General features: G+C 70.9%; 8 protein-coding genes and 1 pseudogene. 6 read left to right on the forward strand and 3 right to left on the reverse strand.

Features of this window, described 5'->3' with window-relative positions; all coding sequences use genetic code 11:
* Positions 1-418 (forward strand): annotated as a pseudogene (locus IEY71_RS00040) (hypothetical protein); the annotation flags it as partial.
* Positions 415-2,676, forward strand: coding sequence for a glycoside hydrolase family 31 protein (locus tag IEY71_RS00045; RefSeq protein ID WP_189083283.1), 2,262 nt, complete (start codon positions 415-417; stop codon positions 2,674-2,676). The pseudogene IEY71_RS00040 and the gene IEY71_RS00045, both read left to right, overlap by 4 nt.
* A 13-nt stretch (positions 2,677-2,689) precedes the next feature.
* Here the strand turns inward: IEY71_RS00045 and IEY71_RS00050 are convergent, their stop codons facing one another.
* Positions 2,690-3,124 carry a PaaI family thioesterase gene (locus IEY71_RS00050; protein WP_189083284.1) on the reverse strand — a complete coding sequence of 145 codons (435 nt, stop codon included), beginning with the start codon at positions 3,122-3,124 and terminating at the stop codon, positions 2,690-2,692.
* 370 nt (positions 3,125-3,494) lie between these two features.
* On the opposite strand from IEY71_RS00050, the gene IEY71_RS00055 reads away from it, so the two are divergent.
* The 3 genes from IEY71_RS00055 (at position 3,495) to IEY71_RS00065 (ending at position 13,611) form a co-directional block, all read left to right on the forward strand.
* On the forward strand, positions 3,495-6,497 hold the full coding sequence (locus IEY71_RS00055) for a LamG-like jellyroll fold domain-containing protein (protein ID WP_189083285.1): 3,003 nt from the start codon (positions 3,495-3,497) through the stop codon (positions 6,495-6,497).
* A gap of 62 nt (positions 6,498-6,559) precedes the next feature.
* Positions 6,560-13,162: an RHS repeat-associated core domain-containing protein gene (locus IEY71_RS00060; RefSeq protein WP_189083286.1), complete on the forward strand. Its 6,603-nt coding sequence runs from the start codon at positions 6,560-6,562 to the stop codon at positions 13,160-13,162.
* 17 nt (positions 13,163-13,179) lie between these two features.
* Positions 13,180-13,611 carry a type 2 periplasmic-binding domain-containing protein gene (locus tag IEY71_RS00065; protein ID WP_189083287.1) on the forward strand — a complete coding sequence of 144 codons (432 nt, stop codon included), beginning with the start codon at positions 13,180-13,182 and terminating at the stop codon, positions 13,609-13,611.
* Between the two features lie 86 nt (positions 13,612-13,697).
* On the opposite strand, the gene IEY71_RS00070 is transcribed toward IEY71_RS00065, so the two are convergent.
* Together IEY71_RS00070 and IEY71_RS00075 are read right to left on the reverse strand one after the other, a co-directional pair.
* Complete coding sequence (locus tag IEY71_RS00070; protein ID WP_189083288.1) at positions 13,698-14,024, reverse strand: hypothetical protein; 327 nt, start codon at positions 14,022-14,024, stop codon at positions 13,698-13,700.
* 797 nt (positions 14,025-14,821) lie between these two features.
* Positions 14,822-15,427 carry a zinc-binding alcohol dehydrogenase gene (locus IEY71_RS00075; protein WP_189083289.1) on the reverse strand — a complete coding sequence of 202 codons (606 nt, stop codon included), beginning with the start codon at positions 15,425-15,427 and terminating at the stop codon, positions 14,822-14,824.
* A 40-nt stretch (positions 15,428-15,467) separates the two neighbouring features.
* On the opposite strand from IEY71_RS00075, the gene purM reads away from it, so the two are divergent.
* Complete coding sequence (purM, locus tag IEY71_RS00080) at positions 15,468-16,571, forward strand: phosphoribosylformylglycinamidine cyclo-ligase (RefSeq protein WP_189083290.1); 1,104 nt, start codon at positions 15,468-15,470, stop codon at positions 16,569-16,571.
* The last annotated feature ends 5 nt before the right edge of the window (positions 16,572-16,576 follow it).

A 16,576-nucleotide genomic window follows, 5' to 3' on the forward strand; every position in this document is an offset into this window, starting at 1 on the left:
TGCGAGCCTCGGCGCGGTCGTGGGCCTGCTCGACGTGGTGCCGGCGGGCTCCCCGCTCGGCCGGGCCACGATCGAGCGCCTCGAACGGGAGCTCACGGTCGGCGACGGCGTGCACCGCTATCTCGACGACACCTTCTACGGCGGCGGGCAGTGGCCGCTGCTGTCGTGCTTCCTCGGGATCGCGCATGCCCGTGCGGGCGAGCTCGCGCGGGCCCGCGAGCTGCTCGCCTGGGCCGCTTCGACGGCGGACGCCGACGGCGCGATGCCCGAGCAGGTGGGGCAGCACCTGCTCGCCCCCGAGCGGGTGGCCGAGTGGGTCGAACGCTGGGGGCCGGTGGCGCGGCCCCTGCTGTGGAGCCACGCGATGCTGCTGCGGCTCGCGGTCGAGCTCGGCGACGACGAGGGGGTGCGCGCGTGATCCGGCACCGCCCGTTCGGCTCGGGGCATCCGTACTCCGAGGACACCGAGCAGCGCCGCCCGGCGCTGCCGCTCGCGGGCGAGCCGCTCGCCCTGGGCGTGCGCGCGAGCGCCGAGATCGAGTCGGTCGAGCTCGAGCTCGTCGTGACCGACGCCGACGGCGTCGAGTCCGCCGAGGCCATCGCCCTCGGCCGGGTGCCGCGGAGCTCGCGCGGCCAGCTCGTCGACGGCGGCCACCTCGCCTCCGCCCAGGCCCGGCTCGCCCGCGCGGCCGGCGGCTGGGCGACGACGATCGCGGCGCCGCCGGCCGGTTCGCGCCTGCGCTACCGCTTCACCGGGCTGGATGCCGCGGGGCGGGCGCAGCGCACCCGCTGGTTCGACGTCGCCCCGGCGAGCTGGCGGGCCGCCCCCGACGCACTCGTCCGGGTGCTCGGCCACGACCGGCTCGTGCCCGGCAGCGTGCGCCTCCTCGCCGACGGCGAACGGGTGCACCGGGTGCGCTTCGACCTGCCGCTGGAACCGGGCGAGCACGTCACCGGCTTCGGCGAGCGCTTCGACGCGCTCGACCACCGCGGGCGCAGCCTCGACGCGGTCGTCTTCGAGCAGTACAAGAGCCAGGGCGCCGAGCGGAAGACGTATCTGCCGATGCCGTTCGCGCACGTCGTGGGCGGCGCCGGCTGGGGCTTCCACGTGCGCACCTCGCGGCGCAGCTGGTACGACCTCGGCGAGTCCCGGGCCGATCGCCTCGTCGTCGAGGTCGAGGTGGACGCGGCGGACGCCCCGGCCGGGAGTGCGCAGGAGCCGGTCGTCGAGCTCGCCGTGTACGACGGCGCGCCCGCCGAGGTGCTGGGCGCGTTCCTCGACGAGGTCGGCCGCCCGGAGGAGCTGCCCGACTGGGTGTTCCGGCTCTGGGCGAGCGGCAACGAGTGGAACACGCAGGCCGAGGTGATGCGCCAGCTCGATCTGCACCGCGAGCACGACGTGCCCGTCGGCTCCGTGGTCATCGAGGCGTGGAGCGACGAGCGCACCTTCACCGCGTTCCGCGACGCGCGCTACGAGGTGCGCGCCGACGGTGCGCCGCACCGGCTCGCGGACTTCGAGTTCCCCGCCGAGGGCGCCTGGCCCGACCCGAAGGGCATGGTCGACGAGCTGCACGCCCGAGGCATCCGGGTGCACCTCTGGCAGATCCCGCTGATGAAGCTGCGCCCGCACCCCGAGGGGCAGGCGAAGGCCGACGCCGAGGCGGCGATCCGCGAGGGCGTGCTGCTGCGCGAGCCCGACGGGCGCGGCGGACTGCGTCCGTACCGCAACCGGGGCTGGTGGTTCCCGCTGTCGCTGATGCCCGACCTCGCCGATCCGCGCGCCGCCCGCTGGTGGACCGAGAAACGCCGCTACCTCGTCGAAGAGCTCGGCATCGACGGCTTCAAGACCGACGGCGGCGAGCACGCCTGGGGTCGCGAGCTCGTCTCCCTCGACGGCAGCCGCGGCGACGAGGCGAACAACCGCTTCCCCGTCGCCTACGCGGCGGCGTACGGGGAGCTGCTGCGCTCGGCCGGCAAGTCGCCGGTGACCTTCAGCCGCGCCGGCTTCACGGGCTCGCAGGCGCACGGCGCGTTCTGGGCGGGCGACGAGAACTCGACGTGGGAGGCGTTCCGCTGGTCGATGTTCGCGGGGCTGTCCTCGGCGGCGAGCGGCATCCTCTACTGGGGCTGGGACCTCGCGGGCTTCTCGGGCCCGGTGCCGGGCGCGGAGCTGTACCTGCGGGCGACGGCCGCCTCGGTGTTCGTGCCGATCATGCAATACCACTCGGAGTTCAACCACCATCGGGCGCCGTCGCGCGACCGCACGCCGTGGAACATCGCCGAGCAGTCCGGCGACGAGCGGGTCCTGCCCGTGTTCCGCGAGCTCGCGCAGCTGCGCGAGCGGCTGGTGCCATACCTCGCCGCGGAGGCGCGCGAGTCGATCCGCAGCTCGGTGCCGCTCATGCGGCCGGTGTACTTCGACCACCCCGGGCTCGAGAGCGCGTGGACGCATCCGCTGCAGTGGTTCCTCGGTCGTGAGCTGTTCGTCTCGCCGGTCGTGACGGAGGGCGAGTCGCGCCACGAGGTGGCGCTGCCGCCGGGGGACTGGGTGGATGCCTGGACAGGCGAACCGGTGGCCGGCGACCGGGTGTTCGAGGTCGAGGTGCCGATCGACCGGGTGCCGGTCTACGTGCGCGCCGCCGCCTGGCCCGGACTGCGGGAGGTCTTCGCCGGCTGAGGCCGGCCTCGGATCAGTACTTCGACGGAATGGGCAGCACCGCCATGGTGCAGCGCGAGATGCAGACCGGCCGGCCCTGCTCGTCGGTGATGCGGATATCCCAGACCTGGGTGGTGCGGCCGCGCGTGAGCGGCCGCGCTTCCCCGTAGACCCAGCCGTCGGCGACGGGGCGCACGTGGTTCGCATTGATCTCCATGCCGACGCAGTAGAACTGCTCGGGGTCGACGGTCATGCTGGCGCCCCAGCTCGCGAGCGTCTCGGCGAGGGCGACGGATGCCCCGCCGTGCAGCACCCCGCCGGGCTGGCGCGTGCGGCCGTCGACCGGCATGCGCCCCTTCAGCGAGTCCTCGGTGAGCTCGGTCATCTCGATGCCGAGGCTCCTGATCGCGGTGCCGTCGCTGCGGGAGTTGGCCCACTCAAGGGAGGGCTCGCCGAACCAGATGCTCATGCGTTCGAGTCTCGCACGGGCTGGTGACTGGATGGGATTCATGCATTGCCGCCGGAGAACTGGAATCCCATCTGGGCCGCTCGAATGTGCGACGCCCGCGTCCGGGGCGCCGGGGCGGGGATGCGCTCGCGAAACGCGGGCCGGAATGGTCGCCTATGCCGATTCGATCGGAGAAGCGGAGAGGTGACCCCCCTTTCGGGGGTCTTGTTTGCGTACCGCGCGTTCTGGTTCGGTTGCGCGTACATGCTCAGCATCGGGGGACCTACCGGGTGGATGTGAAGGTGTGGGGCCGCGGGCACCGCGGTTCGTTCCATCTCGACTCGGAGGGGCAACGCGTTTGCGTGCTGGGGGGCGCCGTCGTGCACGGCGGATGAAGTGGTGGGTCGCGGGCGCGACCGCGTTCGCGGTCGTCGTGTCCGGGACGGTCGTCGTCTCGCTGGGCCTGCAGCGCGGGACGGACGATGAGGCCGGCGGCGCCGATTGCTCGGTGCCGTCGGCCGAGACCGTCGACGCGGCGGCGGCACTCGCCGACGCCTGCGGCATCGACGTCGAGGTCGCCGACGCGCGGACGCCGTGGGAGCGCACCTGGGCGACGGCGGACGGGGCCGCCCGGACCGACTTCTCGGTCATGCCGAACCAGGTGCAGCGCGACGGCGAGTGGGTCGACCTCGACCGCACCCTCGTCGTCGCGGAGGGCGGCGAGTCGATCGAGGTCGCCGCGCCCGTCTACGATCTCTCGCTGAGCGCGGGCGACGAGCCGGCGCGCGAGCCTCGACCGCTCGGCGTCATCGAGTACGGCGGCGAACGCCTCGAGGTGTGGTTCCCGCTCGAGCTGCCCGAGCCGGAGCTCGATGGGGCCCGGGCGACGTACCAGCTCGAAGCGGGTGTCCGACTCGAGGTGACGGTCAGCCCGGACGCCACGGGCTTCACCCCGATCGTCGTGCTCGACTCCCCGGCGGCAGCCGCGCGGTTCGAGGCGGCGCTCGTCGCCGCTCGCGAGGCGAGCGGCGACGCCGGCGAGGGGATCGACGTCGCGTTCCGAACGGTCGTCTCCGAGGGGCTCCGCGTCGCCACCACCGCGGAGGGCGGGATCGAGGTGCTCGACGAGCGCGACGAGGTGCGATTCTCGTCGCCGCCCTCGGTGATGTGGGATGCCTCGGGCGACGAGCCGGCCGACGGCGGCGCCGCCGCGACGAACGGGCCCGACCGTGAGAGCGGGCTCGGCGACCCGGAGCTCGCAGCGGCCGAGCGCGGCCTGAACCCCATGCCGGGCGATCGCGTCGCGACCATGCCGGTCACCGCCGTCGACGGGCGGGTCATCGTAAGCCCCGACCCGGTGATGCTCGCCGATCCGGCGACCGTGTGGCCCGTGCGGATCGACCCCAGCTTCAGCGGGAAGGGGCCGGCCGACTGGATCCTGGTGCGGACCGGCGGCTTCTCGAGCTCGATCTACAAGTGGACCGATCCGATCGACGGAGGCAACGGGCGTTGCACCGACTCGTCGTGCAACGCGAACTTCACCGCTCGACTGGCCTGGCAGTTCACCGGCATGGAGACGATCGGCGCGATGGTCGGCGGCGACGTGATCAATGCGCAGTTCCGTGTGAACGGGGTGCACTCGTACAACTGCAACGCGGCGACGACGGACCTGTTCGTGTCCGGGTGGATCAACTCCTCGACCACGTGGGGGTCGCTCGGTGTCGGCCTGTACTCCGGCTCGGTCACCGGCTCGCAGCGGAGCAGCTGCGGAACCGCGGGGTGGAAGGAGTTCGACGCCACGGCGGCGATCCGGCAACTCGCCGACCAGAACTGGACCGCGATCACGCTGGGACTCAAGGCGAGCGACGAGTCGTCCATGGCGGGGTGGAAGCGCTTCGCGCACGATGCCACGCTCGCGGTGAGCTACAACCGGGCACCGAACAAAGCGACGAACGTGAAGCTCGCCTCGCCCGCGAGCGCGTGCGTGGCCGGAGCCGGCCGACCGATGATCGCCACGACGACGCCGACCATCTCGGCGGTGGCGACCGATCCTGACGGCGGCAACGTGCAAGCCGAGTTCTCGGTGGTGGATCAGGGCACCACGAACGAGGTCTGGAACAGCCGCCCGATCGCGGCGAAGGCCTCGGGGTCGACGTTCACGATGGCGGTCCCCACCGGCAAGCTTCTGAACGGGAAGGCCTACCAGTATCGCGTCACCGTGACGGACGGCTCGAAATGGTCGGGATGGTCGACCGCGGTGTGCGAGTTCTCCATCGACACGAGCAAGCCGGCGGCGCCAAAGGTAGTGCCGGTGGCGACGGGGCAGCCCGCCGTCTACGCGAGCGGGGTGGAACGCGGCGGTGTCGGCATCGGCGGCGCGTTCACCCTCAGCTCGACGGCGAGCGACGTGGCGTCCTACAAGTACGGCTTCGGCACCAATCCGCCGACGACGGCTGTGACCGGGGCGACCGCCACGGTGACGTACACGCCGACGAAGACCGGACCCGTCTCGCTCTACGTCGTCGCGATCGACCGCGCGGGCAACGTGTCGGCGACGACGACGTACACCTTCGACGTCGCCTTCCCGGAGGAGGACGGCGTCTGGACCTTCGACGACGCCACGCAGGACGGCACGGCCACCGACTCGTCGGGGGTCGCGAAGAAGAACCCGCTCCTGCTCGCCGGTGAAGCGCAGTGGACGACCGGGCCGCGGGAGCTGTTCGGCTCACGTGCCGGCGATGGCGCCCTCGTCTTCGACGGGGTGAACGACTTCGCGGCGACGGCGGGACCCGTCGTCGACACCCGCAAGTCGTTCACGGTCTCGGCGTTCGTGCGGCTGGATGCTGCGGCGCTCAACTCGGGGAAGGCCTATACGGCGCTCGGGCAAGACGGGCTGAAGAACTCCGGCTTCCACGTGCAGTACCACCCCTCGTCGTGCCCCACGCCGAACGGCATCGACGGCAGGGGATGCTGGCGCTTCAGCATGATGAACGCCGACGTCCTCGCGAATCCGGGGAGCGTCGTCGTGTCCTCGTCGGAGGCCGTGCGTGTCGACGAATGGGTGCTGCTCGTCGCCGAGCACAATGCGACGACGAAGAAGACGGCGATCTGGTCCTGTCCGGTCGGAACCCCGGAACGCCCCACTACCGCGGTGCCGAAGAAGTCGCAGACCTCGCGGGCCGCGACCCCCTGGCAGGCGTCCGGGCCGTTCACTGTGGGGCGTTCTCAGTACAACGGCCAGCCGCTCGACTACTGGCCGGGCGCCATCGACGACGTCCGCGTGTTCTCGGGGCAGGTGCTCTCGGAGGCGAAGATCCGCCGCATGTGCCAGGGCGCCGAGCCGAGCGACTTCGGCGGCGACGTGAACGCGGTCGACCCGACGGTGGGCGAGTGATGCGCGGGGGAACGGGTGCGGGCGCCCGGCGACGGAATCTGCGGATGCGGAAGGCGGGTGTCATGGGCCAGCGCAACGGGGCGTCGAGGTCGCGGCAGGCGGTGCTGACCGTCGCGGCGGCGCTCGCGCTGGTCGTCGGCTTCGACCCGTCGATGGTGATGCCGCTCGCGCCATGGCTGGCGGCGGGCGCCGCACCCTCCGCGGCGGGCGAGACGCGCGAGGAGAACCTGCAGGCCGCGTTCGAGCGGCTGCAGCAGTCCGCGCCGGTCGACGGCGCCGAGCTCGGCGGCGACTGGGGCGAGCCGGAGGCGCCGGCGCTCGCCGTCGGGCCGACGACACTGCCCGAGGCCGACGAGGAGACGGTGCAGCTCACCGGCGTGAGCGCATTCTCGGCGGCGAACGCCGGGGTGGAGATCGACCTGGGCGGCATGAGCGCGATCGTCGCGCCGGCCGAGGACGGCAGCTCGCCAGATTCGGTCACGGTGCGCGTCGCGGACGCCGCGGGCGCGGCGGCCGCCGGGGTCGACGGGCTCCTGCTCGAGATCGAGGATGCGGCGGGCGGAGCCGCCTCGGCGGATGCCTCGGTATCGCTGAAGCTCTCCTACGCCGCGTTCGGCGGAGCCGGCGGCGGCGACTGGGCCTCGCGGCTGCAGTTCCTGCAGCTGCCGGACTGTCCGCCCGAGGCGGCGGAGGCGCCGGAGTGCGCGCCGATCCCGCTGAAAACGGTGAACGACCCGGTGACCCAGACGATCTCGGCCGAGGTCCCGGTCGTGGGACCCGCCGTCGTCGCGCCGCCGAGCGAGCCCGCGCCGGAGTCGCCGGCCACGGAGGCGCCCGGCACGGAGACGCCGGCCACGGACGCTCCCGCGACGGAGGCCCCGGCCACCGACGCGCCCGCCACCGAGACGCCCGAGGCGCCGGCCAGCGACGCTCCCGGGAGCGACGCCCCGACGAGCGAGGCCCCCGACGGCGGCGGGGAGCTCGCCGCCCGCGCGGCCGAGCGCGGCGAAGCATCCGCCGCCCGTTCTGCGACGCTCTCCGCGACGGGAGGGCCGGCACGGCTCGCGGTCGTGGCGGGCGTCGCCGGTCCGGGCGGCGACTGGTCGGCGACGAGCCTGTCGCCGACCTCGACGTGGAGCGCCTCCGGCTCGACCGGCGGCTTCGCCTGGTCGTACCCGATGCGGGTGCCCGCGGTGCCGGCCGGCCCGAGCCCGCAGCTCGCGATCGGGTACTCCTCGGCGACCTCCGACGGGCGCGTGCCCTCGGCCAACAACCAGTCCGGCTGGGTCGGCGAGGGCTTCGACGTGCCCGGCGGCTTCGTCGAGCGCGGCTACCGCGCCTGCACGAAGGACGACGGCGGCGCGGCGAACAACGCCGGCCGTGAGGGCGGTGACCTCTGCTGGGGTCCCGAGAACGCGACGCTCGTGTTCAAGGGCGCCGCGGTCGAGCTGATCAAGGGCGAGGGCGGCCGCTGGCTGCCGAAGCAGGACGACGGCACCCGGGTCGAGCTGCTCACCGGCGCGTGGAACGGCGGCGAGGCGAAGGAGTACTGGAAGGTCACCACGGTCGACGGCACGCAGTACTTCTTCGGCCGGGGCAAGCGCTCGGCCGACGACGTCGAGCTGAACTCCGCGTGGACGGTGCCGGTGTACGGCAACCACCCTGCCGACCGCTGCAACCAGGCCGCCTTCGCCGACTCGCGTTGCGATCAGGTCTGGCGGTGGAACCTCGACTACGTCGTCGATGCCTCCGGCAACTCGATGACCTACTTCTACTCCACCGAGACGAACCGCTACGTGTACGACTACACGGCGAACCCGACGGCGCAGACCGTCGCGTACACCTCGGGTGGCAGCCTCTCGCGCATCGAGTACGGCACCCGCGCGGGCGAGGAGCGCACGACTCCGGCGCCCGCGAAGGTCGAGTTCACGAACGCACCGCGCTGCGTGCTGGACGTGTCGAACCCCGCGGGCCTCTGCGCGCCCGGCCAGGCGGCCCCGGACTCGAAGACCTGGCCCGACACCCCGACCGACCTCGAGTGCGAGGTCGGCGAGGACTGCCGCACGCCCGCGCCGGTGTTCTTCGACCGGCACCGGCTCGCGAAGATCGCGACGTTCGCGCACGACGGCTCGGGCTACCGCCCGGTGGACTCTTGGGAGCTCGGCCAGCGCTTCGTCGCGCAGGGCGACGGCATCGGCATCGATTACGCGACGGGGGTCATGCTGCGGCTCGAGTCGATCCGGCACACCGGCCACGGCGGCACCGACAGCACGGCCGACGACGTGCAGCTGCCGCCGAACCGCTTCTCGTATACGGCGTTGAAGAACCGGGTGGATGCCGCGAACGACGGCTACCCGGCGATGGAACGCCACCGTATGACGAACGTGCGCACCGAGTCCGGTGCGTCGATCAGCGTCGACTACCGCACGAGCTGCGCGCCGGGCGATGTGCCCGGCACCGGTGAGACGGCGCAGCGCACGAACGACCGGCTGTGCTTCCCGGTGCGCTGGCACCCCGACGGCGAGGCGAACCCCCGCATCGACTACTTCCACAAGTACGTCGTGAACACGATCGTCGAGGACGGCGTGCCGCCGACGGGCGGGTCGCCGGGCGAGCTCATCACGGGGTCGCTCTCGAAGACGACCGCGTACGCCTACTCGGGCGGGGCGGGTTGGGCGAAGCCGAGCGGCGCGACGCTCATCGCCGAGGACCTGACGTACTCGGAGTTCCGCGGCTTCCCGACGGTGACGACCACGGTCGGCACCGGCGACGAGGCATCCGTCTCCCAGGCGAGCTACTACCGGGGCCTCGGCGGCACGCTCGCGGCCGGCCCGAGCGGCGCGCGGGTGACGACGGACGACCACGAGCGCTACCGCGGCGAGGTGTTCTCCTCGGTGTCGAAGGACGGCGAACGGCTCGTCTCGGAACAGGTGACGACGCACGGCGCGCCCGTCGTCGTCGCGACGGGCTCGGGCGGCCGCGAGGCGACGCGCGTGCCCTCGACCACGGTCGACGGCTTCGTCTACGACGCATCCGGCGCGCTCGATCGGCACACCCGAGTGGCGTCGACGTTCGACGCGAACTCGCAGCTGCGCACGGTCGACGACCGCGGCGATCTGGCACTCGCCACCGACGACGTGTGCACCACGACGGAGTACGCGCACGACACGAATCCGACGTTCGTGACGGCGCACCGGGTGGCGCTGCCGTCGAAGAGGGAGCGGGTCTCGGTCGCGTGCGGCCAGCCGGTGTCGCGGCCGGCCGACCTCGTCGGCAGCGAGCGCTTCGAGTACGACGGCGCCGGACGGCTGCTGCGCGCCTTCGCGCTCGATCCGGACGACGCGCAGGGCGCGACGTTCGAGCTCAAGAGCGAGGTGCGCTCCTACGACGAGCGCGGTCGCGCCCTCGTCGTAGCGGATGCCGCGGGGCAGCTCACGACGACCGCGTACCAGCATTCGCCCGGCGGGCTCCTCGCCCACACCTCGGTGACAACGCCCGACGTCGACGGGCCCGGCCCGCTGGGCGGGGCGACGACGGCGACGGCGCTGAACCCGCTGACGGGCACGGTCTCCTCCTCGACCGACGCGAACGGACGCATCACGAGCGCCAGCTACGACGCGCTCGGCCGGCGCACCGCGGTGCGGTACCCGCAGCATCCTGCTCCCGGCCCGGCGTCGGTCGTGTACGAGTACACGGTCGCGACGAACGGGCTGAACGCGGTGCTCACCCGCACCCTCGGCGCCGACGGCACGAGCCAGCATGCCGCGGTCGTGCTCTACGACGGGCTGCTGCGCCCGTTCCAGACGCAGGCCGAGGGGTCGGATGCCGGGGCGAACGACCGCGCCGATGCCGCCGCGCGCGGTCGCATGGTGACGCACACGTACTACGACTCCGCGGGCCGGGTGGACTCGTCGACCGGCCAGTGGCTCGCCACGGGTGTGCCCGCGGCGAAGGCGCTCGTGCCGATCGCCGTACCGCCGTCGAGCACGACGTTCGAGTACGACGGTGCCGGGCGCACGACCGACGAGATCTTCTGGGTCGGCACCTCCTCGAACCCCGACTACGAGAAGTGGCGCACCAGCACGGTATACGACGGCTCGCGCACCCTCGTCATCCCGCCGCTGGGCGCCGTGCCTACCGAGTCGCGGGTCGACGCCCGCGGCAAGACGGTGAGCCTCACCCAGTACGAGCGGGACCCCGAGACGAGCACCGCGACGAGCGCGGCGCAGGTCCGGGCGCTCACGCAGCAGACGACGACGTACGAGTACGACCCCGCGGGGCAGCTCGTGAAGATGACCGACGCCGAGGACAACGTCTGGACGTACGCCTACGACTGGGCCGGTCAGCGCACGGCCGCGAGCGACCCCGACAGCGGCACGACGACGAGCACGTACGACGCGCTCGGCCGGGTCGTGACCACGACGAACGGTGCCGGCGAGACCCTCGCGTACACCTACGACCCGCTCGGGCGGCGCACGAGCATGCGCGACGGCTCGGTCACTGGTGCGGTGCGGGCCGAGTGGCAGTACGACCAGGCCGTCGACGAGTCGGGGCGCGCCCTCATCGGGCCGGTGTCGTCGGCGACCCGCGTGACGCCCGCCGGGCTGCGGTTCACGAACGAGACCCGCGTGTACGACGCGGCGTACCGTCCGCTCGAGGTCGCGACGGTGCTGCCCGAGGTGGCGCCGTACACGAGCCTGGCGACGACGACGTTCACGACGAGCTACGCGTACACCGCCGACGGGCAGCCCGCGCAGACCCGGCTGCCGAGCGTGAGCGAGCAGGGCGTCGCGAAGCCCGTGCTCGGTTCCGAGATCGTCACGACCAACTTCGACGCTGCGTCGCGGCCGTCGTGGATGGGCGGCGGCTTCGGCTGGGGCGTGTACGTCGCGGACTCCCGCTACGGCTCGGACGGCCGCCTGCTGGCGACGGATCTGGGCAACACCTTCGGCACGGCGGTGACGTACGACTACGAGGACGGCACGAACCGGCTCGTGGGGGTCGCGCTCGATCGTGAGCGGGTGAACGGTACGGAGCTCGACCTCGAGTACCGGTACGACCCGGCGGGCAATGTCACGGCGATCCTGGATCGGCCGACGAACACCGCGCTGACGGGTGCGGCGAAGCATGACAATCAGTGCTTCGGCTACGACGGGCTGCGCCGCCTAGATCTGGCGTGGACGGCGGTGGACGCGAATTGCGACCGTCGGGCGGATCAGGTGGCCCCGAACCTGGTGGGTGGGGCTGCACCGTATTGGGTGGAGTACGAGTTCGATCCGGTGGGCAACCGTACGGGCAAGTCGGTGCATGCCGCGGATGGCTCATCGGGGGTCGTTGAGACGTCGTACACGCACGGTGGCGGTGGTGCCGGGGTGCATGCGGTGACCGGTGCGTCGGTGTCGGTTGATGGTGGTGTGGGGGTGTCGTCGTCGTACGGGTACGACGGGGCGGGCCGGATGGTGTCGCGCACTGAGGCTGGGGTGTCGTCGCAGTTGGGCTGGGATGCGGAGTCCGAGCTGGTGTCGTTGCAGTCGGGCGGGTCTGGTGCGTCGGGCGGGTCCGGGTCGTCGTTCGTGTATTCGGCGGATGGTGACCGGGTGGTGCGTTCGGATGCGTCGGGGGTGACGGTGTACCTGCCCGGTGGGCAGGAGGTGTCGATCAGCGCCTCGGGTGCGGTGTCGGCGGCCCGCTATTACGGGTTCGGTGGGGCGACGGTCGCGGTGCGCGTGGGTGTTGGCCTTGCTGGGGTGTCGTCGTTGGTGTCGGATGCGCATGGCACGCCGGTCGCGTCGGTGCCGAACACGAAGCGGCCGGATACGACGAAGGTTGATCGGATGTACACGGATCCGTTCGGTGCGGCCCGTGGCGGGTCGGGGGCGGGGACGGTGCCGGGGGATCGGCAGTTCCTCGGGTTGACGCGTGATGGGTCGGGGTTGACGTTGCTCGGCGCCCGCTATTACGACGAGACGTTGGGCCGGTTCTTGAGCGTGGACCCGTTGCTGGATCTCGCGGATCCGCAGCAGTGGAACGGGTACGCGTACGCGAACAACAACCCGACCAGCATGAGCGACCCAAGCGGGCTGCGGGTGTCCGAGCCCAGCGCTGATGCGGACTTCCACTCGCCCGGCTACCGAGCCAAGCAAGATCGGCAGAAGCAGGCAAAGGCAGCCGACCAAGCCGCGGTCACCGATGCGTATGTGGCGGCGCGTGGAATCGTGCCAACCGTTGATCTCCCAGCTGACGAGGGGGCTACGGCTCCACTCCCCCTTGACCAAGCGCTACGCGAATCCTCTCAGGACGCCATTGAGGTTGGCGTCTTGAGTCTCCTGGCCGGACTGGGCATGCGCGCGCTTGCGGGAAATCGAGGGATGACCGGTGGGGAGGCGACAGCACAGTCGATCCGTGCCGACCTCTATTCGTTGACCCCCGGTAGAACGACAGGGTATGTGGTGAACTCGGAGAAGGAACTCAAGGCGCTCTTTCTCCGTTGGACGCAAGGTGCGAAAAAGGACCGCGTTGTCGAAGGCCCGAAGTACAAGATCGAGCAGTATCGTCTGCCGGACGGGACTCGTGTGCAATGGCGAGAAGGTTCAAAATCAGGCGGCGAGACCATCGAGTTCACGTTCCCAGGAACGAAGGTCCAGGAGAAAGTCCACGTCGAGTGAGAGATGGAGGTGGTCGGATGGGTGAGGCGGAGCTTCGGCTCCCGCTCGTTGAGCAGGCGCTGCTCGAAGCGAGCGAGAGCTACGTCAGCATGGCTGGACTCACGAGAATCGCGATGTTGCGCACGGGGAGCGATGAAGACGAGCTGATGCGCATGATCGCGTTGGGGATCGCCTCTGAGCTCGTCTACTCGGGCTGGGTGGACGTCATTGACTACGTTCAGAACCGGGAGATCGACGGGACCGACCCCGCTGCGATGCACGCGATTTGGTCGGCGACCCGCGGAGCTTCGTTCGAACAGCTCCAATCTGACCCGTACCTCGAGTTCCCGCTGACCGTGAGCGGGTGGCAGCGAGCGATTGAAATCGGAGAGCGGGACGGGCAGTGGAAGTACGTGTGGCGCGGGGAGCCCTATGTGGGCCCTGGTGGATGGCGACGCAGGTCCATCTGAGGCCTCGCCGTGGGCGGGGGATTCCGCGCTGGCCTCAGGACCATGCCGCAGTCGACCAGTACCCTCATCCTGACTACTGAGGGGAATCAAAGGTTGAGCTCGCTGAGCTGTTTGCGGAGCGTCGTTCCACGACGATTCAGTACGACGGCGAACTGGTTCATGGCGTCTACGAGTTCGAACGGGTTCCGCGTTCGCTGGCAGTCACGTTCGTGCGCGCCGCGCAGGCACTCGTGCAGGGCCTTCGGCTGAAAATTCGTGGTGGCGCCTTCGATGTAGCTGAGGAGCAAGGCATCCACGGCCTGGTGTTGTGCACCGATACGGCACCGCGCAACGTGGTTGTCTCCCTCCGGAGTGTCAGGCCGAATGCGTCGCTCAAAGTGTGGAACGTGTGGCGGCGTCAGGTTGACGGCCATTCAGTCACCCAGGCATGGCTGGGCAACGCCGGGATGCGCGTGAGTGGTGCCGAGAATCGACTACTGCTGCGCTGCAGCGAAAGCCTCAGAGCTTGACGATTTTGGAACGGCCCAGGGATGGTCAAGGTCGCAGGCCCAGAACGGGCCAGTGAAATTCACTGATTCCAATGGAGTCGTGCGTCTTACGATCAAGAGAGGGAGTGAGAGGACCCCAGGCAGCGAACTGCCCCACGTCGAGATGCGCAACCCGCTCGGATTTCGAGTTGACGTGCATGGCAACCTCGTGACGCGGCGTAGCCCGGGCAATCACACTCCGATCGTCTGGGACTGGTGAGGAATATGCAATTGGACTATTCGGAGCTCCCGCAACTCCAAGGTCTCTACCTGGAGGACAGTTGGGTCCTGAAAATATGTCGGATAGGTGATCGACTCGTAGTCCACATCGACGCAGTTCTCACTCAAGCTCATCCGGGCTACGAGGCACCGAACGCGGACGAACAACACTGCTACCGGCGAGGCGAAATCGTGTTTGAACTCGTCCGTTCCCTTCGATGGGAGAGTGATCGCTTGGTCCGAGCAGCGTTCGACGCCACCGGCGAACCAGACCTCGGGTCGGTTGATCAATTCGCGCAGGTCGATGGGTCGTACGTGCTTGCGGGCGATTTTGGCAAGATCAGCGTCAAATCGGAACCTCCCTACTTTTCACTCAGAACGTGATCCAGATTGTTGGCGATCTGGGAGGTGACCGCTCCAGCACATCGAGCCATACTTGAAGCCGCTGAGCGGGCAAAGCCGCGCTACGCCAGCTCGGCGATGATCGGGTGGATGGCGTCGTCGAAGGCGGCGGCGTCGCTGCGCAGCGAGTCGGTGACGGCGACGGTCTTGCGGCCGATCCACCAGACGCCGACCTCGGCGAGCGGCAGCACCTCGACGTTCAGCTCGAAGGAGTGCGCGCGGCGGCCGACCTCGCGCTCGTGCTCGGCGATGGTGCCGGCGTAGGCCCGGTACGAGTCGCCGCGGCGCGACTTCGAGGCGGTGCGGTAGCTCTCCTCGGCCCACTCCACCCACGCGAGCGCCGCGCCCGCGTGCGGCACGACGGCACGCGCCAGTTCCTCGGCGCCGCTGCGGGGCAGGGCGATGGCGGTGCCGTAGGCCTCGACGAGTTCGAGCGGCACGGGAGACGGATGCTCCTCCGGCTCGACGGTCATGTCCCACCACGAGCGCCACTGGCGTTCGAGCCGGCCGTCGTCGGGGGCTCGGTTGCCGACCGCGCCGATGTCGCGCAGCCGGGGCAGCTCGGCGGGCGCCCCGACCGCGAGCACCTCGCGGAGATAGAGCGCGAGCAGGATTCCGCGACCCGCATTCTCACGGATCACCCACGACGGCGTCGCCCCCGCATGCATGACTGAATTCTAGTCGCCCAACCGCCGCTACCCTTGGAGGGTGAGCGCCAACTCGTCCTACGCCGCGGCTGGAGTCGACACCGCCGCCGGCGACCTCGCCGTCGAACTGATGAAGGCGCAGGTCGCCGCCACCCACGGGCCGCAGGTGCTCGGCGGGGTGGGCGGCTTCGCCGGCCTCTTCGACCTCTCCTTCGCGAAGGACTACGCCCGCCCGCTGCTGGCGACCTCGACCGACGGCGTCGGCACGAAGATCGCCATCGCCCAGGCGCTCGACAAGCACGACACCATCGGGCAAGACCTCGTCGGCATGGTCGTCGACGACATCGTCGTGGTCGGCGCGAAGCCGCTCTTCATGACCGACTACATCGCCTGCGGCAAGGTCGTGCCCGAGCGCATCGCCACCATCGTCACCGGCATCGCCCGCGCCTGCGCCGACACCGGCACCGCCCTCGTCGGCGGCGAGACCGCCGAGCACCCGGGCCTCATGGGTGCCGACGACTACGACGTCGCGGGCGCCGCGGTCGGCATCGTCGAGGCCGACCGCGCCCTCGGCGCCGAGAAGGTGCGCGACGGCGACGCCGTCATCGCGATCTCCTCGAGCGGCCTGCACTCCAACGGCTTCTCACTCGTTCGCGCCATCCTCCGCGACGCCGGCATCGGCTACGGCGATCACGCCGCCGAGCTCGGCACGAGCTGGGGCGAGGCCCTGCTCGAACCCACCCGCCTCTACTCGGGCCAGCTCGTCGAGCTGCTCGAGGGCGAGCACGGCGACGCGGTGCACGCCCTCTCGCACGTCACCGGCGGCGGCCTCGCCGCGAACCTCGCCCGGGTGCTGCCGAAGGGCTCCTATGCCGAGCTCGACCGCACCACCTGGTCGCCGGCCCCCGTGTTCCGGGTGCTGAACGAGCTCGCCGGCACCACGCTCGAATCGACCGAGGGCACCTGGAACCTCGGTGTCGGCTTCTTCGCCGTCGTCGCCGAGCAGGCCGCCGACGCGGTCGTCGCCGAGCTCGACCGGCTGGGCCTGCCGTCCTGGCGACTCGGCACCGTCGCCCACGGCACGCCCCCGGGCGACGGCTGGGAGCAGGGCGCCAAGGGCGTCGACGGCGGCGCCGTGCGCCTCGTGGGTGGCTACGCGAGCTGAGACCG

It is taken from the genome of Agromyces mediolanus, from assembly GCF_014648575.1.
In the GTDB taxonomy this organism is placed as follows: Bacteria; Actinomycetota; Actinomycetes; order Actinomycetales; family Microbacteriaceae; genus Agromyces; species Agromyces mediolanus.

What these genes read in the sequence shown, in the direction of transcription:
- IEY71_RS00055 (WP_189083285.1), top strand. Translation starts at nt 3,495, where the DNA reads ATGAAGTGGTGGGTCGCGGGCGCGACCGCGTTCGCGGTCGTCGTGTCC.
- IEY71_RS00060 (WP_189083286.1), top strand. Translation starts at nt 6,560, where the DNA reads ATGGGCCAGCGCAACGGGGCGTCGAGGTCGCGGCAGGCGGTGCTGACC.
- IEY71_RS00070 (WP_189083288.1), bottom strand. Translation starts at nt 14,024, where the DNA reads ATGGCCGTCAACCTGACGCCGCCACACGTTCCACACTTTGAGCGACGC.
- IEY71_RS00075 (WP_189083289.1), bottom strand. Translation starts at nt 15,427, where the DNA reads ATGCATGCGGGGGCGACGCCGTCGTGGGTGATCCGTGAGAATGCGGGT.
- IEY71_RS00065 (WP_189083287.1), top strand. Translation starts at nt 13,180, where the DNA reads ATGGGTGAGGCGGAGCTTCGGCTCCCGCTCGTTGAGCAGGCGCTGCTC.
- IEY71_RS00050 (WP_189083284.1), bottom strand. Translation starts at nt 3,124, where the DNA reads ATGAGCATCTGGTTCGGCGAGCCCTCCCTTGAGTGGGCCAACTCCCGC.